Here is a 22964-nt window from a genome sequence, read left to right as displayed (position 1 = left end):
TACTGTGGGTAGGAACTAATCTGTTAGTCTAATCTACCTAGAAAGGAAAATCATTATGCCTGATATGCATCCTACGGATCCCCACCGATTCACTGAGATCATGAGCCTTGTAAGTACATTCCCTAAGAATGTAACCGAAGTGGTAAAAGGTAAATACACCTGCTGGCGATTATCCCGCCAATTTCATAAGCATCGTAGATCCTTAAGATGGAATGAGCAGACAGCCCATATCATTCGTATGCAAGTGCAACGGGCAACCGACGATATCAATCGTTCACATGACAATTCTTTATACAAGAAAGACAGTAGCGTCCAGTCCTTAACAGAGCAAGATTTCTCCATCCTACAACAAATTCGTGATGCAACCACCCAGGCCAATCGTAGTAATATGACACGGACGAAAGCTTATTTAGCATGCTATGAACAATATCCCGAGCTTCACTGGGCACTTTTAGCTCATCTAGTATCTCGTAATGGAGGCTGGAACATGAGTGATCTCAAAGGGGAATTGATGAAGAACTTGATGACATCGTCTCTTCGAGATGACATTTACCGAATGTTAGAACGCTGTAATGCACTTATCTTTCAAGATGCATATCCACAACTACAGCTCTATATCCACAGTAAACGAATCGGAAGTAGCTGTTTTCACCTTTTACCAAGCTTTCATATTTCAACCTTCATGACACCCTTCTGGAATAATTTCTGGATTGATCGAAATAGTGCGCTTTTAGCTGTCGGTCTCATAATTAATGAGCAGCATTATATCGAAGAGCGTGTGGTAAAGCATAACTATTTTCAAAAAAATATTTTTCAAAGTTCTGAGTATAGGATGCAGCATCTCGCCCATATCAACCAAATTTTATTTCCCTTAGGTAGAAGCAGTCGTGATGAACATAACCCCGATAACACTAGACAAAATACAGGACCTACATATGGATTAGTAGGTTTAGTACTTGAGAATTTCTCCGATATTGATGAACGAATTAATCTTGGCAAAGCGCTTTATGGTCTTTTGTTTGGCTACAAAGATGTACTAGAAAGAGTAACGACATATGCTCTTCACACCGAACACCAAGGTTCACGTAGTGAGTATTGGCCTCAATTGTTTACCACGGACAAAGAAACAGCCCTAAACTCTCTACATGAGAGTTCAGAGCTATTAAAGTACGAATGGCTACCCCTTGAGAAGAGAATTTATAGCCCTATTCTAAATGATGTATGGTACGACATGCCGTATGATCCTATTCCTCGTTACGATTGGTTAAGGGATAAGGAAGAACTGACTCAATATATCACTCAGCCTCCAAGACCCCTTCTGATTGAAATGAGTCATGATCATCGTAATGCGATACAAAAGATTAGCTTAGCTCATGATATCATGGGCATAAATAAATGAGCATCTCCCATTATTCTGATCCAACTTCATGCTTACGAGTTCTCAGACGTGAAGGTTGTAACTTCATAAGGGGAGTAAATATTCTCCGAAGCATACGTGGATAACTAGCTAGTTCTTGTTCTCTAAGTACGCCTAGGACAATAAGTAATACCAAATAAACAACGACAACAGCTCCCCCAACGATAAGACAGGTCACTAGAAATGCTAATCTATCGGGCATAATATGTACAAGCTGAATACCCGCTTGATTCAGGCCGAACCCAACTCCTCCCGATACAACCACCGCGACAAGGAAACTTACCCAACGTGATCCCAGAATGGAGAAAGGAACAATCTTCTTCAACGTTCTCAAATTAAGTAAAGTGATCACTAGGAAACAAAGACCTGTTGCTGCGATAATGCCGTAAATCCCAAAGAACGGAGCTAGTAAATAGCTGGCGCCAAACTTCACCACAATCCCGATCATGACATTCACCATGGATACTTTTGCTTTGCTTATCCCTAACAGAATAGAGTTGGATGTCATCATTGTAATTTGGAATATAGTACCGAATGTAAGTATCATAATAATTCCGCTACTATCCAGACTACTAAATATAAGACCATTTACAGAATAAGATGCCACACAAAGTGCGATGACAATAGGCATGCCAGTTAGAATAGCGATCCGCATCGCTAACGTAACCTGTTGTTTCAGATATTCCTCATCCCGTCGTGCAAAAGCAGCAGAAATAATCGGTATTAGTGATGTACTTAGCGCAATTGCCAGAATTGGTGGAATACCTGCGATACTCTGCGCACGACTAGTCAAAATACCTAACAGATATGTGGCTTGGGATTCACCCGTTTGAGGAATTAGTAAGCCTTTAATAATGGAAGAATCAATAAAATTGACTACTGGCACGGCCAGTGAGGACAGAACGATCGGTATAGATAACGTAAAAATATCTTTGTAGATCCTCAGCAGTGGTAATGCTGCATCGGGCCCACTTTGAAGTAGAGCAACCTTGTCCTGCTTACGCATTTTGACCGTATAGTACAACATAACCCCAAACGCTCCGATACTTCCTAACACCCCACCGAATGAAGCTCCAGCGGCCGCCCAGCTATCATTATAGCCCATATTCAGTAATACGAATGCCAAAATAAGCCCCGTACCCACACGAGCAAACTGTTCAACGATTTGTGAAATACCGCCAGCTGCCATGTTGTTGCGACCTTGGAAATAGCCACGCATCATGGCAATAGTCGGGAATAATAGTAAGGCTGGCGCAAGCGCACGGATAGCTAATGCAGATTCCGGTACTTTCGCTACATATGTTGCATAATAAGGAGCGCCAAAATACACCAACAGTGTCATAATAACCCCTGCCATCGCAGCAAATAGTAAAGCCGCATGATAGACCCGCTGAGCCTCACCCGGTCTATTTAATGCATAACGTTCCGACACCATTTTACTAAGTGTACTAGGGATACCTGCTGTTGCCACTGTTAATAACATTAAATAGACGGTATTAGCAATACCGAATGAAGCATTACCTACACTTCCAAGCATATGCTCCAATGGAACCCGTTGTGCAAGCCCCAGCACACGAGCAACTAAAGCAGCCGCTGTCAGAATAAGTGTTCCTTTAATAAAAGATTCCTTCTTCGCCAAACCTCTTCCCCTTCTTTCCATCAACCAGCAGAGCGCATGTAAGACATACTTTAATTACTATTCATAGGTTAGTACCTACCGATCCAAATAAAGAAAACAACGATCATAGCGATCTGTAAAATAACCTTCACAACCATGCTGCTAAATAAACCCACCAAGGATCCCCAGCCTACTTTTGCCGACTTCGATAACGATGAGCCCGATATCAATTCCCCAACCAAAGCTCCAATAAACGGTCCAATAATAAGACCGAAGGCTGGTATGGCAAAGGGACCGATAATGACACCAATCGTACTTAGAATGACAGATAGACGAGAACCACCAAATTTCTTAGTTCCCCATGCACCTACGATATAATCAGCTACAAAAAGAACTACGACAATTAATGTTTGAATGATCCAGAACCATGCTCCGAAGGCACCAAAGCCAAAAAACCAACCATATACAAAAAAGGCTAAATAAATGGCTAATGCCCCCGGAAGAACCGGGAACACCGCACCCGCCATTCCTACTCCAAACAAAGCAATGATGAGAATCCATCCAAGTATTGTCACTCAAACCCAACTCCTATCCAAAAATATACTTCTGGATGACTTCTACAATTCCATCTTCGTTATTCGTTGCAACCACCACATCCGCCTCATCCTTCACGACCTGCTGTGCATTCCCCATAGCCACACCAAGACCCGCTTGCTGAATGACAGCGAGGTCATTCATGCTATCCCCCACAGCGATCACTTCAGACATTTCAATCCCAAGTAATCGGCATACTTCTAGAATCCCTGTTGCCTTATTCACCCCTTGCGGGTTAATCTCTAAATTAAACGGTGAAGAATTAGTAATCTCAAGTCCACCCAAGTTCTGTAGTTCCATCAATATTTCATGACGAACGTCATGATCCTCTATATGATAACCGAACTTCAGCCACTGCTCGTCTTCAATAGGCTTCTGTATCCAATGTTCCTTGTTATAGACTGTATCCACAGAATAAGCCCAGAACCACGAATTCTTTCTCATTCCAATCTCGTACATATCCTTAACTAATTGTACATCCATATAAGAACGACGATAAAGATCATGTGGTGCCTTCCATACTTCACTTCCATTCACAGTAACCATAGGTGTAGAAAGGCCTAGCTGTTCACCATAAGGTAAAGCACCGGCAAACCCTCGCCCGGTAGACAAGCAGACATGTATGCCATGTTCTACAGCTTTCTTAATCCATTTCACTGTCTCGGGTGAAATCTCTTCATCATCTCTAAGTAAAGTGCCATCCATATCTAACGCTAACAATTTGTATTGGTTACTCATCATTATCCTCCTATCATATGCTCACCTAAATCGTACCCTGTAAGCTGACGTTATTCTGCTTAGTCAACTGTAGTATCTGTCTTAGGATGAGGTGTTCCATCTAATCCATAAACCTCGTCGTACGCATCGAATATTTTCCGTGCAATCGGCGCGGCGCTTTGCGAACCGAATCCGCCTTCCGGAATCATGACCGCGACGGCCAATACCGGATTATCACGTGGCGCGTAAGCGATGAATACGCCGTTATCCACTTTCTTGGGGCCAACATCCTGCGTTGAGGTACCCGTCTTCCGGGCAAACGAATAAGGGAAGTCGCCAAAAGCGGATACATCACTCTTCATGCCGCGGTGGATTTCATCCCAGTAGGCTTTAGGGAAATTCACCGTATTAAGCACTTCTGGCTCGAACGTCTTCACTACCTTACCATTACTATCTTTAATCTCACTAACAAGCTGGGGCTTCATACGCTTCCCTTCATTAGCCAGCATCGCTGTGAATTGCGCGAGCTGAAGTGTCGTATACTTACCTCCTTGACCAAAAGATGCATACGCCATTCTAGACTGCGTACTTTCAATCTCGTTCGTATACTCACGTATTCCGCTCTGTTCTCCAGGAAGCCCACTTCCCGTAACCACTCCGAGACCGAAATCCTTCATATATCCATCCCATACTTCAATCACTTTAGATCCGTATTTATTATTCAGTGGTATCCCCACTTTATCCACCATAAATGCATTAGAAGACTTCTCAATTGCTCTTGCAGGGTCCATAGAACCATATACATGCCCACCCGAGTTACGAACCCTTGCCTGATGACCTTCCTTACCAAAATAAGCTGCGCCCGTGTCATTGTAATAGGTATTCGTTGTGAACAGTCCTTCATTCAAACCAATCAATACGCTAAGTGGCTTAATCGTAGAACCTAAAAGAACCACGGACTCTGGATGGGCACCACTCTTACCTGGATTAAAAGCACGAATGGTCCCATTCTGATAGATGAATTCAACCTTGTTGGTCCAATCCTTCGAGGCTATCGTTCCTGAACTCCAAAGATTCGTATCATAATCAGGCATACTAGCCATGGCAACGACATTACCTGTCTTCACTTCCATCGCTACAGCAAAGCCCGTAGTTGCATCTGGATGAAGCTTCCCAGAAACGGGGTTACGATGCAACCAGTTCAATTGATCCATAATGGCAGCTTCTGTCTTTACCTGTACCTCTTTATTAATAGTGGAATAGATGTCATTCCCCTTCTCCGGTGCAACAATTTCATCTACACCTTCAGGCATATTCCTTGGATCGACAGGAACTTTTCTATATCCACTTTTACCACGTAACTCGTCTTGAAACATCAGCTCTAAGCCATCAAAACCTACAAACTCAGGCTCAGTGTAGATCAGACCTGGATCTAGCTCCTTGCCACTCTGGATATCTGCACTAATTGTCTCATATTTTTTCAGTGTCTTAGATCTTTTGAAATCTTTAATATATCCCACGGTCTGTACAGCAACTGTATCCGCATCATAATGACGAATATTCTCCTCCACAATTTCTATACCTGGGAAATCCGTTTTGTGTTCCATGAAATATGCAACTTCATTCTCCGTAACATCCATCTTAATTCGCCGAGGGACGTATCCTTGATATTTTCTGTAATTGATATCCATAGCATCCAGAACATCTTCTTTTGTTAATCGTGTACTACCAAATTCACCATGTTGATCAAAAACAGCTACGATATCTTCTGCTATCTTTTCTAATTCGGGATAGTTTTTACTTTTAACTTTTTTACCATTATCATCCAATTTATCGCTATAGTTTTTCTGTAACGTAATATATAAGGACTGCGTCGGGGTGGAATAAGCTAACTTCACCTTTCCCGTTGCGTCGAATATGGTTCCTCTTATTGGATTAAGCGGTACATTTTTAACATCTCTTCTTGTTTCTTCGCCCGTGAGTGTTGGTCCCTCTACGAACTGCAGAATCGCCAGACGTACGATAATGACACAAAATATGAGGAATGTACTAAAGAAAAATAGATTGATCCGCAAGTTAAAGCTGTTCTTGTCTTTTGAAGATTCTTGCTGCGATCGATCTGGTACGTAATCACTCACTGATTCTCCTCCTTGTATAGTTAGTCGCGTTCATGATCACAGGTTCCATGATCGCCTTTACTATTCTATCATAAAAAAAAGCTACCTACATTAAACTGCCTCCGCTTGTACTATCCCACAAAAAAATAGCCAAAATCACCGTTAGGGATTTTGGCTTAAAAAATGTGTACGTTATTTAGCTGAGAACCGTCAAATTATAGATCACAAACGTTCATCATTTACCACAATACCATGCGTATCACTTAACTGTTGCACCAATTCAGCTCTGTCCGTCCTGTACTTATAGTTAGCTGCCATGACTTTCTCATAGGCACTTTGAAATTCAACGGGAAGTAAGGGTGTGATCTGATCCATCACTGTATTCAATTTAGAGAAGGCCTGCATCTCTTCATCCGTCCAATCTAACGGATATAGAGCAAAGTTGCCTATGAACATATACCCCTTTCCATGCCCCTTATGAATAATAGGAATATGCATTGCACTAAGCGCGACCATATCCCTATAAATGGTACGTTCTGAAGTTCCACAACGCTCCGCAAGTTCCCTGGTAAGAATACCAGGCCTCGCTTGAATTAACGTAATGATACGCATTAAGCGGATTAGCCTGTCAGTCATATAAACTCCCCTAGCTTTTGTAGTAAAATAGACTCATTAAATGTTGCGCAACTAGTCCATTCGACTTTCTAGGTATATTACCCTTCTAAAATCTTGGTATTATATGGAACTATTTAGCTATGTTTATACATGAAATACTAAAAAAATGATAGTATAGTCCCGATATTTAATTTCACTCTCATGAAAATCCTCGGTATGTATCGGCGTAATGCTTACTTAATCGATACAGCATCTCAGCTTCTTCAATAAGCTTGGGATCTCCCGAATGAATTGCAAACAATAGCAATTCATCTCCCTTTCTCCTTAATATATATTCACCTTGATCCACATCTCCAGATTCAAACCATTTAATTGCCTCCTTTACCACTGTCGGGGTTTTAAGTAATTTAATATGCTTCTCTACATTAATATCTCCAACACTCCGGATACGACCTAGATCGTAGGTGTAGTGGATATTAATTTTTTCGACTGAAAGTTGCTTAGCTCTTCCTCTATTTCCCTCCTTATATCTCCATTGTGCAGAAAGCACATGCTTCACACCTGCTGTTTGAGATGGTAGAAGAGTACACTCTACAATTAAGCTCTGCTTTATACCATTATAAAGATGCCCCAGCGGAATGATTAATAACTGCTGAGATCCTTTCACATCCTCACATCCATAGATACGTTCAATTTTTATATATGGTTCAAGCCATAAGTATAGTTCAACGTCACGAGCTAGTAGCTTAGGTGTGGATCTTCTTCTTGTTGTTGGTAACATCCCCGCATACCATTGGACTAATAAGTATATTTTGTCGGCACCTCTGGCAAATATGTGCTCATGGTTCCAAGAATAGCTTGCTTCAATCCCCATTTTCATATTTTTTACCCCTCTCATATACTTAATGTACCAATATAAATTGACAACTGATTGTCAGGGAACGTACGTTCTCGTGTCGTTTTTTGTAAAATATAGAAAAAAAACGGTCGCATATTAGCGAACCGGCTCATCTGAAGATATATTGTTATATATGTACTTTCTATGACCATCTACATTACAAGTTGCAGAACATACATTGATGAGAAGAATCTTCTATTAAGCTTTAACCTTATTGACTACAAAATATCATATTATCCTCACATCTCAGCTATTTTTTTATAGATTTATCCGACATTTTTTTACATTTTATGCAATAGAGTCAAAGCCATAACTATGTTATTTTAGTATAATGGAAAGAATCGAACTTGAACTCACACTAAACATTTTCTTACATAAAAAAAGCCCCACTCACGTGTGGGACTCATTCTACATCCTAGATTAGATTGAAATTTACGATAACTCCGTTGTCTCTCTGCATCAATGGAAGATTCACCTTCCATCTTGATAGGTAGATAAGTGTAATTTTATCGATTAAGAGTCCGTTTCCTACCGGCTCGCCATTAACAGTAATGAATATTTATATATATTTTTTTCAGAATTTTGCATCCTTTTCGTAGTCCTTTAAGTAGTGTATTGATACATATAACCCACATCAATCCTTTACAAACTTTAGGCGGTGATTAATATGAAGAATGATCAAATACGTATCATCTATTCTTTCTTCCTTGTACTCTTGTCTGGCTGTCTTCTATTCTTGTCACCCACAGCTCACGCTAATTATTTTACTGATTTCTATAATGGAGTTGAGCAGCTCTCAGAAATTCCCAGTGAAGTGAATAAACTGAAGGAGAACTACCAACAAACCCTTAATGAACTCGAAGAAGCAAGAGTAAATATCAAGAATTACCAAGAACAACAAATAAGTCTGATGGAGCAGAATCGTCAGCTTACAGAGACCATTACATTATTACAGGATGCTGAAAGTTCAAAGCAAAGCCGTACACAACAAATCAAAGTCGTTATTATCTGGGCGATTGCATTATTCATAGGTTACTTCATTCTTATACGTACCCTAAGATTCATCATGCAAAGATCTAATAAATAGTAATTTCAGGGGGCACGGTATAAATGAAGATCCAGACAAATAATCACAACGATGGTGGAATCGGACAAGCTGTGACCTTCTCTCTTAGAGATCAAGAACAGCTCCATTTACTCCATCCTGAACAGATTGTATCCTATCGTGGTCCCTCCGATGGTCGTAGTGATCGCTTCATGAACGTGAAAGGGATATTTCGTAAACGTAGACTGATTCAAGCCGACATGACAGGCCCTTGCCAATTTGTTGCAGCTTTACCTCCTGGTTTTGCTATGAAATCTGTCGAACTGAAAGAGGGAAGTGATCTGCTCTATGATTTCCGTAGTCTTTTTTTCTATAGTCATGACATCACGATGCAGACTAGACTTTTACGAATTAAAAATATGTTTATCACACGTGATGCTGTCAAAGTGAAATTCGCGGGTACAGGAACAGTTGGTATCCTAACACAAGGACCCGTATGTGAAACTGAGCTTCATCCTACTGAGCCTCTGTATGTAGATGCTGGCAGCCTCGTTGCCTATCCTGAGAATGCAAAGCTGGAACTTACAGTCTATGGGAACACCCTAGCTAGCCAATACATGAGCTATCATTGGAAGATGACTGGACTTGGTACTGTCCTATATCAAGCGGGAAGGCAGAATCACAAGCTAGAGAAGGAAATGGAGAATGAAGGCGTCATCAAACGCATCCTTAGAGAAGTGATTCCCTTCGGAGGTGTGTTTATTAAATAATGTTCATGTTATAATGAATCTCGTTCAACATCCCATAAGAGGTTGTTCAAAAAGTCAACTTTTTGAACACGCACTTTATGTGGATTTGAAACAATTGAAGATGATCCATGCATACATGCATGGGAGAGGTTCGCGAACTCCCTCTATAAAAAACTATTTTCCTTATTTCATTACGGGTAAGGATTGTTTTTGAGTTGGAAACTAGTTCATGAATCTTTCTCTCTTCTAAGAATCTAAAGAAGATAGGGAGGTTTTTTTATGTTTACAAACGAAAAAGCAGTCGTCGTATTTAGCGGTGGTCAAGACAGCACCACATGCCTATTCTGGGCAAAACAACACTTTACTGAGGTAGAGGTAGTGACGTTCGATTATGGACAACGTCATAAGCTAGAAATTGAATGTGCGGCAAGTATAGCCGCGGATCTGGGTGTCAAACAGACGATTCTCGATATGAGTCTCCTGAATCAGCTTGCTCCTAATGCACTCACTCGTAGCGACCAAGAAATTTCACACGAAGAAGGAGAGCTTCCTAACACCTTCGTAGAGGGTCGTAACTTACTATTCCTTAGTTTTGCCGCAGTTCTCGCGAAACAATTAGGTGCCAGACATCTTATTACAGGTGTATGTGAAACAGACTTTAGTGGCTATCCTGATTGCCGGGATGTATTCATCAAGTCGATGAATGTCTCACTTAATCTATCCATGGATTATAATTTTGTCATCCACACTCCTCTAATGTGGCTAAATAAGGCTGAGACGTGGAAAATGGCTGATGAGTTAGGGGCCTTTGAGTATGTACAGGAACGTACACTAACTTGCTATAACGGCATCATTGGCGATGGATGTGGAGAATGCCCCGCATGCAAGCTTCGGAAGGCTGGTCTTGAGCAGTATTCTGCCGAGCGAAACTCCTCCCCGTTGCAAGGCAAGGTACAGTCATGATGCGAACTCCAGGGGAATTTCGCATTGTTGACCAACTGCAGCGATTAGGTGAGGATATAGATCATCAAGAGCTACGTTATCATCGTAAAAGAGTACTCGTGTGCAAAGAGTTCACATTCGACGCTGCTCATCACTTACATGCGTATGAGGGCAAATGTAAAAACTTACATGGACACACGTATAAAGCCGTCTTCGGTATTAGCGGTGTCCCTGATGACGTGGGGATTACCGTGGATTTCGGAGATATCAAAACGATCTGGAAAGAGTCTATTGAACCCTATCTAGATCACCGCTATTTGAATGAAACTTTACCGAAGATGAACACTACAGCTGAAAATATGGTCGTATGGCTATTTGAACAATTAGAGATGGCCCTGAGTACTAGAATACATCAGACCTCAGAAGCCACAACACGTACAGAATTCGTAAGATTGTATGAGACACCAACCAGCTATGCTGAGGCTAGACGGGAGTGGATGATTTAATGAGTAAGGGCAAGTCATCTCCTCCTATTCCGGTTATGGAAATATTCGGCCCCACCGTTCAGGGTGAGGGCATGGTCATTGGGACCAAGACCATGTTTATTCGTACGGCGGGCTGCGAGTATCGCTGCTCGTGGTGCGACTCAGCCTTTACTTGGGACGGTAGTGGTGTTGACCAGATCCAAGCCATGCAGCCGGAGGACATATGGACGAAACTATCCGATATTGGGGGGCAACGATTCTCTCATGTAACTCTATCAGGTGGCAACCCCGCCCTACTTCCTCAATTAGGTTCACTGATAGACTTACTTCATTTGCACCATATTACGGTTGCAGTAGAGACGCAAGGCTCTAAATGGCAAGATTGGCTATTGGATATTGATGAGGTCACTTTGTCTCCTAAGCCTCCAAGCTCTGGCATGAGCACGGATTGGGAGAAGCTTGATTATATATTGGAGCGTCTAGAGCAACGTCCTGCTCCTTTTACACACAGTCTAAAAGTCGTTATCTTTGATGCCATTGATTTGAACTACTCTGAGAAGATCCATTTACGTTATCCTACTGTTCCTTTATTCCTCCAGATTGGAAATCCAGACGTGCATACGATGGATATAACGGACCACACCTCGTTTCTATTGCAACGTTATGAGTGGTTAATTGAACAGGTCATGGAGTCGACTATTCTTAATAACGTTCGAGTGCTTCCTCAGCTTCATACGTTAGTGTGGGGAAATAAACGAGGTGTATAAAATAAAATATCATTTGGCTATGATTAATAGCGACAAAAGGAGAATGAACATGTCTGGAAGACAACAAGATGAAATGAAAGATATTACTCTTCTCGGGAATCAAGGAACGAAGTACTCTTTTGAATATGACCCCGAGATTCTAGAGAGCTTCGAGAACAAGCATCCCTACCGAGATTACTTCGTTAAGTTTAATTGTCCTGAATTCACTAGTCTTTGTCCGATCACAGGTCAGCCGGACTTTGCTACAATCTATATTAGTTACATTCCTAATATTCATATGGTTGAAAGTAAGTCTCTGAAGTTATACCTTTTTAGCTTCCGTAATCATGGAGATTTCCACGAAGATTGTATGAATATTATCATGAATGACCTTATTAAGTTAATGGACCCTAAATATATTGAAGTATGGGGCAAATTCACACCACGTGGTGGTATATCTATTGATCCCTACTGTAACTATGGTCAGGAAAATACGAAATACGAAGCTATGGCGCAACATAGACTGATGAATCATGACATGTACCCCGAAACCGTAGATAATAGATAAAATGAACTAAAGACGAACCCTCATATTCTTAGTTCATAATTTGAAATTTGCATGCCCTAGGAGGTCACCTATCTGAGCCTATCCATCCCCAAAGCAGGTGCGAAGTTACAACCAAGCCCTGAAGATAATAATCATCCAACCATATTTTGGATATTGATTGCCATTAGTTTAGTACACTTATTTAATGATTCCATTCAATCCGTCATACCAGCTATCTTTCCAATTCTGAAGCAATCGATGAACCTTACCTTTGCCCAGATTGGCATGATCTCGTTCGCCATTAATTTCACGGCATCTATTATGCAACCTGTAGTGGGATGGTTCTCAGATAAAAGACCCACACCCGCAATACTTCCGATCGGGATGGGATTTACTTTCACAGGCATGCTATTGCTTGCGTACGCTGCAAACTATTCATCTGTTCTAATCGCGGTTATTTTCGTGGGACTCGGCTCAGCTGCTTTTCACCCAGAAGGCTCACGCGTATCCCATATGGCTGCTGGCTCACGTCGTGGTCTTGCACAATCCATCTTTCAGGTAGGCGGCAATGCAGGGCAATCCCTTGCCCCTATGCTGACCATGTGGATCTTTATTCCACTTGGTCAATTTGGAGCGATATGGTTCACGGGTGTAGCAGCGGCAGGCATCGCTGTCCAGATGGTTATTGCTAGATGGTATGGGCGCACGTTAACAAACGGCCATCATCAGAAGAAAACAAACACTCGAACGATGAACCCTGACGTACGACAAAAAGTAATTTATGCACTCATCGTCTTGATTCTACTTGTGTTTGTTCGTTCGTGGTATGCTTCATCCGTAAGTAACTATTATTCATTTTATTTAATGGAAGTATTCCATCTTTCAGTTCATGATTCACAGATTTATATTTTTATGTTTCTGGCTGCTGGCGCTGTGGGTACCTTCTTAGGCGGGCCACTCTCGGACCGATTCGGCAAAAGAAATATGATATTCGCATCGATGATTTGTGCAGCTCCATTAGCCCTACTTCTTCCATATGCTAATCTGTTCTGGACAGGCGTTCTACTCGCTTTCATCGGCCTTGTTATATTCTCTAGCTTCTCTGTAACAGTCGTATATGCACAGATGCTTATTCCTGGCAAAATAGGTACTGTATCAGGACTTATTACAGGTCTGGCCTTCGGAATGGGTGGTTTAGGTTCACTTATTCTGGGTAACTGGATGGACTCCATCGGAATCACATCTGTTATGCAAATGTGTAGTTTTCTACCCCTACTAGGAATTCTGACATATCTGCTTCCGTCAGATTCCAAGTTAAAACAGTGGTCATCACAGGATTGAACCTTTACGTATAAATAAATGCACACCGTTTGGATCATGAGGCATCATGTTATCCAAGCGGTGTATTTGTGTCCTCCTCTTTCATTTCTTCTAATCGCTGTACAATTCTCCGCTTCCTGTAGAGCATTTTACCCGCTTCGCCGACCCCCTCCATCATTCCCTTATTACTAATAGACCCGAACAATATTCCAGCAATCGGGACAAGCTGAAACAACTTCTTCCATCCAAAGCTATCTATATAAGTCTGGACAACCTCACGCCATCCTTGCAATTGAGAGAAGACTTGATCTTCGCGGTTGTTGTTGTCGAAATGAGCAGTAAGTTCCTCTAGAATAGCTTTCCTTCCCACTACATCTGCTTGTGAAAACTGCAGGCATTTCACAATAAATATGCGCTCCTGCTTCTTATTAGGGTCATATCCATAACAAAGTGCAAGCTCTTGTAGCACTTTAAGAGACATTCCCAGAACGACAGGAATATCGATCGCTACCGTGAATATTCCCCCGATTCCCGTTGTTGCTCCTTGTGCAGCTGCGAGCTTTACTCTACTAGCAATCAACTCATCTGCTACCTCATCCATAATCGTTAAGGGAAGCTGTCTAACCTGCTCCAGAGTGAATAGTTTATCCTCAACTATAGAAGCTGGTTGAAGGGCTTGAGCATCTCCTAGCTGTGAAGCCTTATGCAGACGCTTCAACATGGACTTCTCTTGGACTAAATACTGCCCACCCGTCTGAATAAAGCCTCCTATTTCATTAAGTGCGGTTCCCAACTTCTCACGCACTACATTGGGTGTGAGCTTGTCCAAAAGCATAAACGGTATACGACCTATTTTCTCCCAAATCCATACCTTTTTCTGCGTCTTTTCCCACTTCACAATTTGTCGTAGCTGTTCCTGTAACTGTTCTTGCGTCTCAATGTAAGCCATCCATCTCCAACTCCTTAAGTTTAATCACCTCTACCTATACGTACACCGAAGTTAAGTGATTCAAATAAACCTATAAATCCACATCGTTAGAAATAAAAATTGTAGATCGAACCTTAGATTAGCTGATTGAACGGTTGGATGGCAATATATTACAACACTGATCGTTATCAATGGGCAGTAAAAAAGATGATTCCTGATGAATACAGGAACCATCTATTAGCAGCTTAATCTAGGGTCTTTTCTTTTATCGGGTAAATTAGATTTGTTTCCATACTTGTGCATTATCAGGGATTTCATTTTGTGTCCACCATTTAGCTTCATAGGAAGTGCCGTTATATTGTACTTTCTCTCCACCAACATAAGCTTTTTTTGCATCCCACTTCGGATAATTATTCCCTTCGTTTCCGCCTGTTCCACCATCAGTTGAGGTCTTCACAGTAAAAGCGGATGAAGCTTGTGATTTATTTCCAGCGCCATCAATAGCTTTTACAGTAAACACATAAGATGTGTTGGCTGAAAGCCCAATTGCTTCATAGGCTGTTGTTGTCGACGTTCCAACCAAAATATGATTAGAATAGATTTCATACTGTGTAATTCCCGTTGGAGCTGTAGAAGCTGTCCACATGAGTGAAACGCTTGTGGATGTCGTTTTCATCGAATGAACGCCTGTTGGTACTGTAGGTCCTTGACCTGCATCACTGATTAACTTCCATACTTGTGCTTTATCAGGGATTTCATTTTGTGTCCACCATTTAGCTTCATAGGAAGCGCCGTTATATTGTACTTTCTCTCCACCAACATAAGCTTTTGTTGCATCCCACTTCGGATAATTATTTCCTTCGTTTCCGCCTGTTCCACCATCAGTTGAGGTCTTCACAGTAAAAGCGGATGAAGCTTGTGATTTATTTCCAGCGCCATCAATAGCTTTTACAGTAAACACATAAGATGTGTTGGCTGAAAGCCCAATTGCTTCATAGGCTGTTGTTGTCGACGTTCCAACCAAAATATGATTAGAATAGATTTCATACTGTGTAATTCCTGTTGGAGCTGTAGAAGCTGTCCACATGAGTGAAACGCTTGTGTATGTCGTTTTCATCGAATGAACGCCTGTTGGTACTGTAGGTCCTTGACCTGCATCACTGATTAACTTCCATACTTGCGCTTTACCAGGGATTTCATTTTGTGTCCACCATTTAGCTTCATAGGAAGTGCCGTTATATTGTACTTTCTCTCCACCAACATAAGCTTTTGTTGAGATCCATTCTGGGTTCGTATTGCCATTGTTACCGCCATTATCCGCGGATGTTGTAATGGTTACGGCTGGAGAAGTTTGTGATTTCCCACCTGCTACGTCAACGGATCTCACAGTATACACATAAGCTGTGTTAGCTGTTAATTCTTGATCTACATAGGAATTTGTTACCGAAGTTCCAACGAGATTGCTGTTACGGTATACCTCATATTTTGCAATTCCTGTTGGAGCTGTAGAAGCTGTCCATGTTAGCGTTACGCTTGTTGCTGTTTTGTTAGTCGAGCTAACATTTGCAGGCACTGTCGGTCCTTGCACTGTACCATTGCTCACAATATTTGCATCGATAACTTGATAGAAAGCCATTGGAGTATCTGCAATATCCCATACGCCAAGGATAAGCTGATACCCTGTACGATCGGCGGGGATATTACATTGATGCGATGTCGAAGGATTTGGTTTTGCTCCTTTGTCGTCAAATGAGCAGAGAAGCTCAATATCATCGCGACCAATCGGTTTATTTGGATCCCAATTTGCTTTTGTTATGTAATATTTCCAGTTGTCTGTCGCATGAGGAGCAGTTAATTTCCATGTAAATGTATTAAGGCCTGTTTGAAGGGTTACTTTTTTCCAACGATCCGATTTTTGTTCATAAAGTTCTTTAAAGATGCCACCGCCCGTTATTTGTCCATCTGCGGGACCTGTTGTCGGGAAGTTACCGATGGATTCAATACTTTGCGGTTCATACTGAACAGAACCACAGTTCGTGTTCTCGCCTTGCTTACACATATAAGCACGGCTCGCTGGTGACTCGATATAACCGTGAGCCGAAGCATTTTGAGCGAATACTAGTGAAAATGCGAAACCTAATAAGATAACTGAAAAACCTACCATGAGTGCTGTTACCTTGGAAGACAGGTGAAGATTAAAACGTTGTGTTGTCATTCTTTTTTTCTCCTTATTCATTCATTTTTTGGTAAAACAATACTTGATGATCAATTCCAAGATGCCAACTCTTCCAAATTTGGGATTACTTGCTTGATAGTGTGTAGAGTATACAACCATATTACCCATATATTAGAGAATGGAGTATAGGCTGGAAGTAACTTTTACGAATATTGTAGAATAAAGTCATAATTTGGGGGTGAAGATAGAACTATTTTACGTAGTAATGTGTGCTTCTACTTATGTCTGTAAGCTTGTATCTCTTTTGGTAGATTCATGGCGAGGGTAAATTGATAGCTATAATATTTTAAAATAGGGGGCGTAAGATCTAAAGATAAACATATAGAACGGAGAACATCTCATATTAGTGATCATTTTAGACTAGAAGAAAGCGCGAAAAACAGGATGATTGTTCATTTTGGATATTTATGTATAATTTAGCATTATTACAATTAGGTATTATCACCTAGAAATATGTATTTAAGAACAAAAAAAGTGGGGGTAAACATGAAAAAAGTAACTTCGATGATTATTCCCCTACACCATAGGTTAAATATTTCAGCAAGATAAATGATTCTACAGGTCAAATTGAACCCCTTTTGGAAAAGGACTATATATGCAATGGAACAAAAATACCAAAAGCAGACCAAGGATAACTACCTTGACCTGCTTTCTCTGACATCAGTTCTTTTTTTAGAAAAAGTGGTTGTCTCATCAATAAGAGTAATCTACTTTTGGGACAGCCCCTTCTCGTAGAAATATAAGAAAGTATCGTTAAAACTTAACTTTATTATATTTTAAGAAATCTTTTTCCCCTTTACCCATACACCTTGGAGCTCCAAATCTTTATCTAGCAACAGGACGTCTCCCTGCTTGCCAACTTCCAAAGTTCCGGTACGCTGTGCTATGCCAAGAGAGATAGCTGGATTTAAGCTAGCTACTTGAGAAGCCTCTTCAAGAGTAAGGCCCACGTTATGAATTAAATAACGATATCCCTTAATCATCGTCAGAGTACTTCCTGCCAAAGCACCCTCATTATCTCTTAAAGTAGCTATACCTTCATGAACAATTACAGGGAGATCACCTAACATATATTCACCATCACATAGACCCGTGGCTGACATAGCATCGGTAATCAGTATTAGATTATTATTCTGCTTAAGGCGAGCAAGAATCGTTACGACCGCAGGATGAACATGAACACCATCTGCAATAATTTCTGCTCTAATGCGTTCATCACTTAGTATCGCCCCTACCGCCCCTGGATTACGGTGATGCAATGGCGTCATTGCATTAAAGCAATGCACGCACTGATTTAGCCCCATCTCTACAGCTGCCTTAACCTCATCATAGGTAGCGTCCGTATGCCCTAGTGCAGCTGTAATATTGTGTTTTCTTAGCCAAAGTATTGCCTCAAGCGCTCCCTCGCCTTCTGGAGCTAACGTTACTTGTTTAATCAGTCCAGGATACTTTGATTCCCATTCATTAAGCCAAGAAAGATTGGCAGGAATCATATGTTCGGGATTCTGAGCACCACACCATTTAGGGTTAACGAAAGGACCTTCTAGATGTACACCACTGAGTTGAGCATAAGGCATTCCACGTTTCTGATACGTATTTACCTCTTCTAATACCTTATCAATAGCTTGCTTAGGAGCCGTCATTGTCGTCGCTAACATCGTCGTTGTACCCTGAGAACAATGGAACTTAGTAATCGTATCTAGTTCTTCTTGCCCAGCATCCATAAAGTCCTGTCCATATCCACCGTGGACGTGAACATCAATGAAACCAGGAATAATATATTGGTCTACCGCTTCAACCTTCACTGCCCCATCCATATAGCGAGATGGAAGCCATTGTGCTTCACCTGCGTATACAATATTCTCTCCTTCTAGAGCCAGAACGCCATGATCAATGAAACCATGAGGTGTTAACAACTTGCCATAAATCAGTTGTGGTACGGCATCATTACTCATGTTAATAGTCTCCCTGCTTCTTGGTCTAGCAGCACAACGACATTAGGATGACATTGAAGCAGAGAAGCTGGACAATCTGTCGTGATTGGACCTTGGAGCGCACGCTTGGCGATCTCCGCCTTCTCTTCTCCACGTACTAATAATACAATCTGTTTGGCTTTCAAAATACTTCCTACACCCATCGTAATGGCTTGTCTCGGTACATCGTCTAAGCTAGGGAAAAATCTTGCATTCGCCGTACGTGTCTTTTCCTGCAGTTCCACGACATGCGTTCCCCCTACTAAGCTAGTATCAGGTTCGTTAAATCCAATATGTCCGTTGTGACCGAGGCCCAGCAATTGTAAATCAACAGGGCCGTGGTCTTCTAGCATACGGTCGTATCTTCTACATTCTTCTTGTAAATCTTGAGCGTTACTGTTAGGAATATGGCTATGAGCTAGAGGTAAATCAATGTGATCAAACAACTGAGTATCCATAAAAGTTCTGTAGCTTTCGGAATGCCCAGCTGGAAGCCCAACATACTCATCCAAATTATAAGAAGAAGCTCTAGAGAAACTAATAAACCCTTTGCGGTACATATCAATTAATCGCTTGTAAATACCTATAGGTGAACTTCCTGTAGCAAGTCCCAATACAGCCTTAGGATTAGTAAGAAGCAAGCTTGCAATCAGATTGGCACCTGTCTCGACGAAATCTTCTTCATGTTGAAACGTGTAGATATTCATTAATATTTTTCCTCCTTAGTTTTTACGATATTTTTGAACATTAAGATAAGATCGCTCTAGATTAGGAACAAAAAAATCAAAGCCTTTACTGGTCATTCCCATAAACAGAATATCAATAATATGTAACTGGGCAATACGTGAAGCCATATCTCCCCTGCGCATACCCTTTTCTAAAGAAGAAGAGAATAAGGCAATGTCCGCGACAGAGGCCAACGTGCTCTTTCCGTACGATGTTATCGAGATTGTGAAAGCTCCACTTGATTTAGCACAGTTCAAAGCATCGATCGTTTCCGGTGTTTCGCCGGAATAAGAAATAGCGAGTGCTACATCAGTCGGCTTCAACGTGGATGCAGATGTAATCTGCATATGTGCATCTGCAAATGCTGTACAATTCTTGCCTATCCGAATTAACTTTTGATAGAAATCCTGCGCTACAATGGAGGAGGTTGCCATCCCATATAAATCAATCCTTGGTGCCTGACATAACCAATCCACAACTTGTTCTAAACGTCCCAAATCCAATAATGACGTCGTATCGCGGATCGAAGTTAAATGGTTGGACTGCATCGCTTCAATAATGATAGATAGTGAATTACCTGCCACAATATCCTGATAAGAGGTGTAAAGAGAATTGGCCTCTCCATCAAGATGTGCGATCTCACTTGCAAGTTTCAATTTAAAATCAGGATAACCTTTAAAATGAAAATTCTTGCAGAATCTTGTTACTGTAGCGGGACTCACCCCACATAGCTCTGCTAATTCTTTAATGCTCGTACGAACTACATTGCTTGGAAATTCTAAAATATAATCTACTAGCCGTTGTTCTAGAAGCGAAAGCTTCTCTCTTTCCTTAATTAATGCTTGCAGTATGGGAGCCACGAACAAACCTCCTACTCATGAAAATAATTTTATTATATTAGATAATTACAAAGAAAATTATTTTCATAAATATCATAAGATAGTTGTAGTTAAAATGCAATATCAGAACTCATACGAAGTATTTAATTATATATTGTTATGATAGATCTTCAGAATAATTGTCATATATAATTGGACAATCGGAACTCTATAATGTAGGTCCATTGTGAACGCATAAGATCATCAGTTATTCGGAATCTTATTCTAACGAGAAATAATCAATCTAAAAAAGGAATTGAGCATATTATCATCTGCTCAATTCCTTTTTTATTATTCCTCACTTGCTATATCTTCTTCCGCAGCCACAGGAAATGTAATGATCGCTTCCGTACCACTTCCTTTTTCGCTCTTAAACTTAATTTTACCCTTCATGGCTTCTACAATACGATAGGTGACCATAAGACCGAGCCCTGTTCCTTTCGTTTTATTAGAATAATAGGGCTCCCCTAGTCTTATTATCTCTGCTTCTCCCATCCCTACACCGTTATCCTGAATATGGATGACAATCTGATCCTTTTCTTGATAAGCCCAAATATGGATGAAACCACGATCTCCAAGAGCTTCAATACTATTCTTAATCATATTAATAAAAGCTTGCTTGAACTTGGATGAGTTACCTTTGATTATTAATTTCGAAGGGATGCTGGTATGAATACTTCCTCCCTGTAAATTAGCTAAAGGTATAAGGATCCCTTCGATATGCTTGAACTCATGTGCAACGTCTAGTATGGAAACATGCTCAATTTCTGGTTTAGCAAAGGTTAGGAAGTCCGTAATAATATTCGAAGCTCTTTCTAATTCTTCAAGCGCTAGCTTAAGATAACCTTTTTCCTTCCCATTGGATTTCTCCTCCAGTAGCTGTAAGAACCCTCTTGTCACCTGCAATGGATTTCTCACCTCATGAGCAACAGATGCTGCAAGCTCACTAATGATGTCCATCTTCTCCGATCGTTGCAGCTCATTGTTGAACAATGCCAATTCCTTAGAGTACTCCACAACCCGCTGATGATTCAGAGCGAACTTCCGGCCGAGCAGAACGATTAAAGAAATAACAAATCCCATTACGCCCCATTTCCATAGAAATAAATCATAATCACCGTCTTGAATATAGAACCATATCATTTCAAATAGTCCACACAAGGAGAACACAGCAAAACCGATGGAGATAATGATCGCATCCTTATTTCCTTTTGCTGAATAATATACTGCACTCGTCACAAGTAAAATCCCTTGTATAATGATAAGAATTCCTAAGATCGTAACAGAAAACACATAATACTCACGAAATAAAGCATTATCAAGTATTAAATTAACAAACATAAACGTTACGCCTAACAATGAATATATGACTTGAAATTTCCTATATTTCCGAATGATAGAGTGATAGCCTCTCCCAATCATCGTCTCAAATATATATGTAAGTCCTGGGGAACAAACGTATAAAGATATATCGAACAAGGAGATATACAACTTTCCATATTCTCCATAGTAAGTGTATAGGAATGGAGAATACGTCAAGATCAACGTCCCTATCGATATCAAAACAATACTAAGAGATAACCAATTAGGCATTTGTACTTTTTTCAGAAAAAAAGTACAAATCAGCATAACTAATGCTATAAAAATAACTGAGCTACCCAAAATAACATCAATTAAATCTTCTCTCACAAATACATTTAGCATGGTTTGGTAATCACCTATTCTCGGTTCATCTAACAGACCTATTCTATTTGTCTCCGTTTGTACGTGTATATAAATGTCTTTACCAGCATCTTGATGATGAATCGGCAACAAAATCTTATTAAAATCATATCCATAATCTCGACTAACTTCATAGATTAGAGTTGTATTCATATATACAGATAGTCTCTGAGCATGAATTGGTTTAATTAAAAGAGCTGGATATGATAAATCTGACTTCGGTAATCGAAATTTAATCCATGCTGCATCACTTTCCTCTCTACCCATTGGTAGAGCCTGATCAACCTCCAACCAAGTCCATTCAGTCGAAGAAGGGTTGGCTGTGATCTCAGACCCCGTATTGCTTGAATTCGCCCACATGAATTGCCACTGGGTAATACTCTTAGTTGCTGCCTCTGCATTAGTATCTTTAGACGTTATTACTAACGACGATAATATCGACAGTATAACGATTATGTATAAAAACCATTTTGAAACGAACTTCATACTAGCACCTCAAGCGTTAGAAATAAACATAATGTTAACTATCATTCGACAAAGTTCCAAGCTTCCCTTCAAAAAAATATGGAATACCAAAATTTTTATTCCAAATATTATATACTTCAGAAATACAATGGGTTATTTTGTAAAACTATGATAATATATCAATGACATAATTTCATTTACTATCATGGGAATGAAATTTTAATAA

21 protein-coding genes and 1 riboswitch are annotated in these 22964 nt (G+C 40.6%); of the genes, 9 read left to right on the top strand and 12 right to left on the bottom strand.

The features are described 5' to 3' along the window. Positions 1 to 55: 55 nt before the first annotated feature. A complete protein-coding gene (locus UB51_RS01635) occupies positions 56 to 1399 on the top strand; it encodes a DUF2515 family protein (RefSeq protein WP_044875785.1) in 1344 nt (447 codons plus the stop codon). Between the two features lie 10 nt (positions 1400 to 1409). Here UB51_RS01635 and UB51_RS01630 read toward each other — a convergent pair whose 3' ends face one another. The 6 genes from UB51_RS01630 to UB51_RS01605 form a co-directional block, all read right to left on the bottom strand. Next, on the bottom strand, positions 1410 to 3056 hold the full coding sequence (locus tag UB51_RS01630) for a putative polysaccharide biosynthesis protein (protein ID WP_044875784.1): 1647 nt from the start codon (positions 3054 to 3056) through the stop codon (positions 1410 to 1412). A 68-nt stretch (positions 3057 to 3124) separates the two neighbouring features. After that, positions 3125 to 3610 (bottom strand): DUF456 domain-containing protein, encoded by a 486-nt coding sequence (locus UB51_RS01625; protein WP_044875783.1) that lies wholly within the window; start codon positions 3608 to 3610, stop codon positions 3125 to 3127. Between the two features lie 13 nt (positions 3611 to 3623). Continuing rightward, positions 3624 to 4367, bottom strand: coding sequence for a Cof-type HAD-IIB family hydrolase (locus UB51_RS01620; RefSeq protein ID WP_082062991.1), 744 nt, complete (start codon positions 4365 to 4367; stop codon positions 3624 to 3626). A 59-nt stretch (positions 4368 to 4426) separates the two neighbouring features. After that, positions 4427 to 6484, bottom strand: a complete 2058-nt coding sequence (locus UB51_RS01615; protein ID WP_044875781.1) for a peptidoglycan D,D-transpeptidase FtsI family protein — start codon at positions 6482 to 6484, stop codon at positions 4427 to 4429. 201 nt (positions 6485 to 6685) lie between these two features. Continuing rightward, the gene (locus UB51_RS01610) at positions 6686 to 7099 is read right to left on the bottom strand and encodes a helix-turn-helix transcriptional regulator (protein WP_044875780.1); all 414 of its coding nucleotides are present in this window, start codon (positions 7097 to 7099) and stop codon (positions 6686 to 6688) included. Between the two features lie 178 nt (positions 7100 to 7277). After that, a complete protein-coding gene (locus tag UB51_RS01605) occupies positions 7278 to 7958 on the bottom strand; it encodes a hypothetical protein (protein ID WP_044875779.1) in 681 nt (226 codons plus the stop codon). A 685-nt stretch (positions 7959 to 8643) separates the two neighbouring features. Between UB51_RS01605 and UB51_RS01600 the strand changes: the two genes are divergently transcribed. The 7 genes from UB51_RS01600 to UB51_RS01570 all read left to right on the top strand — a co-directional run bounded on the left by UB51_RS01600 (position 8644) and on the right by UB51_RS01570 (position 13831). Next, positions 8644 to 9063: a hypothetical protein gene (locus UB51_RS01600; protein WP_044875778.1), complete on the top strand. Its 420-nt coding sequence runs from the start codon at positions 8644 to 8646 to the stop codon at positions 9061 to 9063. Between the two features lie 23 nt (positions 9064 to 9086). Beyond that, positions 9087 to 9791 (top strand): AIM24 family protein, encoded by a 705-nt coding sequence (locus UB51_RS01595; RefSeq protein WP_044875777.1) that lies wholly within the window; start codon positions 9087 to 9089, stop codon positions 9789 to 9791. 119 nt (positions 9792 to 9910) lie between these two features. After that, positions 9911 to 9948: riboswitch (PreQ1 riboswitch) on the top strand. A 101-nt stretch (positions 9949 to 10049) separates the two neighbouring features. After that, a complete protein-coding gene (gene queC, locus UB51_RS01590; RefSeq protein ID WP_044875776.1) occupies positions 10050 to 10733 on the top strand; it encodes a 7-cyano-7-deazaguanine synthase QueC in 684 nt (227 codons plus the stop codon). Further along, positions 10733 to 11218: a 6-carboxytetrahydropterin synthase QueD gene (gene queD / locus UB51_RS01585; protein WP_044875775.1), complete on the top strand. Its 486-nt coding sequence runs from the start codon at positions 10733 to 10735 to the stop codon at positions 11216 to 11218. The genes queC and queD overlap by 1 nt, the downstream gene beginning before the upstream one ends. Next, positions 11218 to 11964 carry a 7-carboxy-7-deazaguanine synthase QueE gene (gene queE, locus UB51_RS01580; protein WP_044875774.1) on the top strand — a complete coding sequence of 249 codons (747 nt, stop codon included), beginning with the start codon at positions 11218 to 11220 and terminating at the stop codon, positions 11962 to 11964. The genes queD and queE overlap by 1 nt, the downstream gene beginning before the upstream one ends. A 49-nt stretch (positions 11965 to 12013) precedes the next feature. After that, the gene (gene queF, locus UB51_RS01575) at positions 12014 to 12511 is read left to right on the top strand and encodes a preQ(1) synthase (protein WP_044875773.1); all 498 of its coding nucleotides are present in this window, start codon (positions 12014 to 12016) and stop codon (positions 12509 to 12511) included. An 84-nt stretch (positions 12512 to 12595) separates the two neighbouring features. Beyond that, positions 12596 to 13831, top strand: coding sequence for an MFS transporter (locus UB51_RS01570; protein ID WP_044875772.1), 1236 nt, complete (start codon positions 12596 to 12598; stop codon positions 13829 to 13831). A gap of 49 nt (positions 13832 to 13880) precedes the next feature. On the opposite strand, the gene UB51_RS01565 is transcribed toward UB51_RS01570, so the two are convergent. Continuing rightward, the gene (locus UB51_RS01565) at positions 13881 to 14759 is read right to left on the bottom strand and encodes an EcsC family protein (RefSeq protein ID WP_044875771.1); all 879 of its coding nucleotides are present in this window, start codon (positions 14757 to 14759) and stop codon (positions 13881 to 13883) included. A 138-nt stretch (positions 14760 to 14897) separates the two neighbouring features. Between UB51_RS01565 and UB51_RS29540 the strand changes: the two genes are divergently transcribed. Beyond that, positions 14898 to 14987, top strand: a complete 90-nt coding sequence (locus UB51_RS29540; protein ID WP_445322363.1) for an IS3 family transposase — start codon at positions 14898 to 14900, stop codon at positions 14985 to 14987. Positions 14988 to 15015: 28 nt separating this feature from the next. On the opposite strand, the gene UB51_RS26770 is transcribed toward UB51_RS29540, so the two are convergent. The 5 genes from UB51_RS26770 to UB51_RS01535 form a co-directional block, all read right to left on the bottom strand. Then, entirely contained in the window at positions 15016 to 16953 is a 1938-nt protein-coding gene (locus tag UB51_RS26770) for a lytic polysaccharide monooxygenase (RefSeq protein ID WP_082062988.1), read from the bottom strand. A gap of 797 nt (positions 16954 to 17750) precedes the next feature. After that, positions 17751 to 18929 carry an N-acetylglucosamine-6-phosphate deacetylase gene (gene nagA, locus UB51_RS01550; RefSeq protein WP_044875770.1) on the bottom strand — a complete coding sequence of 393 codons (1179 nt, stop codon included), beginning with the start codon at positions 18927 to 18929 and terminating at the stop codon, positions 17751 to 17753. Next, positions 18926 to 19654: a glucosamine-6-phosphate deaminase gene (nagB, locus tag UB51_RS01545; protein WP_044875769.1), complete on the bottom strand. Its 729-nt coding sequence runs from the start codon at positions 19652 to 19654 to the stop codon at positions 18926 to 18928. The genes nagA and nagB overlap by 4 nt, the downstream gene beginning before the upstream one ends. A gap of 15 nt (positions 19655 to 19669) precedes the next feature. After that, on the bottom strand, positions 19670 to 20533 hold the full coding sequence (locus UB51_RS01540; protein ID WP_044875768.1) for a MurR/RpiR family transcriptional regulator: 864 nt from the start codon (positions 20531 to 20533) through the stop codon (positions 19670 to 19672). A gap of 309 nt (positions 20534 to 20842) precedes the next feature. Then, positions 20843 to 22759 (bottom strand): sensor histidine kinase, encoded by a 1917-nt coding sequence (locus tag UB51_RS01535; protein ID WP_044875767.1) that lies wholly within the window; start codon positions 22757 to 22759, stop codon positions 20843 to 20845. Positions 22760 to 22964: the final 205 nt, after the last annotated feature.

Origin of the sequence: Paenibacillus sp. IHBB 10380, from assembly GCF_000949425.1 — a bacterium.
Classification (GTDB): domain Bacteria; phylum Bacillota; class Bacilli; order Paenibacillales; family Paenibacillaceae; genus Paenibacillus_AQ.
Note: the sequence above shows the minus strand (reverse complement) of the source record. Positions and strands in the feature narration are given on the sequence as shown.

Excerpts from the sequence above, each read along its gene's own strand:
- UB51_RS01635 (WP_044875785.1), top strand. The coding sequence starts at position 56 with ATGCCTGATATGCATCCTACGGATCCCCACCGATTCACTGAGATCATG.
- UB51_RS01620 (WP_082062991.1), bottom strand. The coding sequence starts at position 4,367 with ATGAGTAACCAATACAAATTGTTAGCGTTAGATATGGATGGCACTTTA.
- UB51_RS01610 (WP_044875780.1), bottom strand. The coding sequence starts at position 7,099 with ATGACTGACAGGCTAATCCGCTTAATGCGTATCATTACGTTAATTCAA.
- UB51_RS01605 (WP_044875779.1), bottom strand. The coding sequence starts at position 7,958 with ATGAAAATGGGGATTGAAGCAAGCTATTCTTGGAACCATGAGCACATA.
- UB51_RS01600 (WP_044875778.1), top strand. The coding sequence starts at position 8,644 with ATGAAGAATGATCAAATACGTATCATCTATTCTTTCTTCCTTGTACTC.
- UB51_RS01595 (WP_044875777.1), top strand. The coding sequence starts at position 9,087 with ATGAAGATCCAGACAAATAATCACAACGATGGTGGAATCGGACAAGCT.
- queC (WP_044875776.1), top strand. The coding sequence starts at position 10,050 with ATGTTTACAAACGAAAAAGCAGTCGTCGTATTTAGCGGTGGTCAAGAC.
- queD (WP_044875775.1), top strand. The coding sequence starts at position 10,733 with ATGCGAACTCCAGGGGAATTTCGCATTGTTGACCAACTGCAGCGATTA.
- queE (WP_044875774.1), top strand. The coding sequence starts at position 11,218 with ATGAGTAAGGGCAAGTCATCTCCTCCTATTCCGGTTATGGAAATATTC.
- queF (WP_044875773.1), top strand. The coding sequence starts at position 12,014 with ATGTCTGGAAGACAACAAGATGAAATGAAAGATATTACTCTTCTCGGG.
- UB51_RS01565 (WP_044875771.1), bottom strand. The coding sequence starts at position 14,759 with ATGGCTTACATTGAGACGCAAGAACAGTTACAGGAACAGCTACGACAA.
- UB51_RS29540 (WP_445322363.1), top strand. The coding sequence starts at position 14,898 with ATGGCAATATATTACAACACTGATCGTTATCAATGGGCAGTAAAAAAG.
- UB51_RS26770 (WP_082062988.1), bottom strand. The coding sequence starts at position 16,953 with ATGACAACACAACGTTTTAATCTTCACCTGTCTTCCAAGGTAACAGCA.
- nagA (WP_044875770.1), bottom strand. The coding sequence starts at position 18,929 with ATGAGTAATGATGCCGTACCACAACTGATTTATGGCAAGTTGTTAACA.
- nagB (WP_044875769.1), bottom strand. The coding sequence starts at position 19,654 with ATGAATATCTACACGTTTCAACATGAAGAAGATTTCGTCGAGACAGGT.
- UB51_RS01535 (WP_044875767.1), bottom strand. The coding sequence starts at position 22,759 with ATGAAGTTCGTTTCAAAATGGTTTTTATACATAATCGTTATACTGTCG.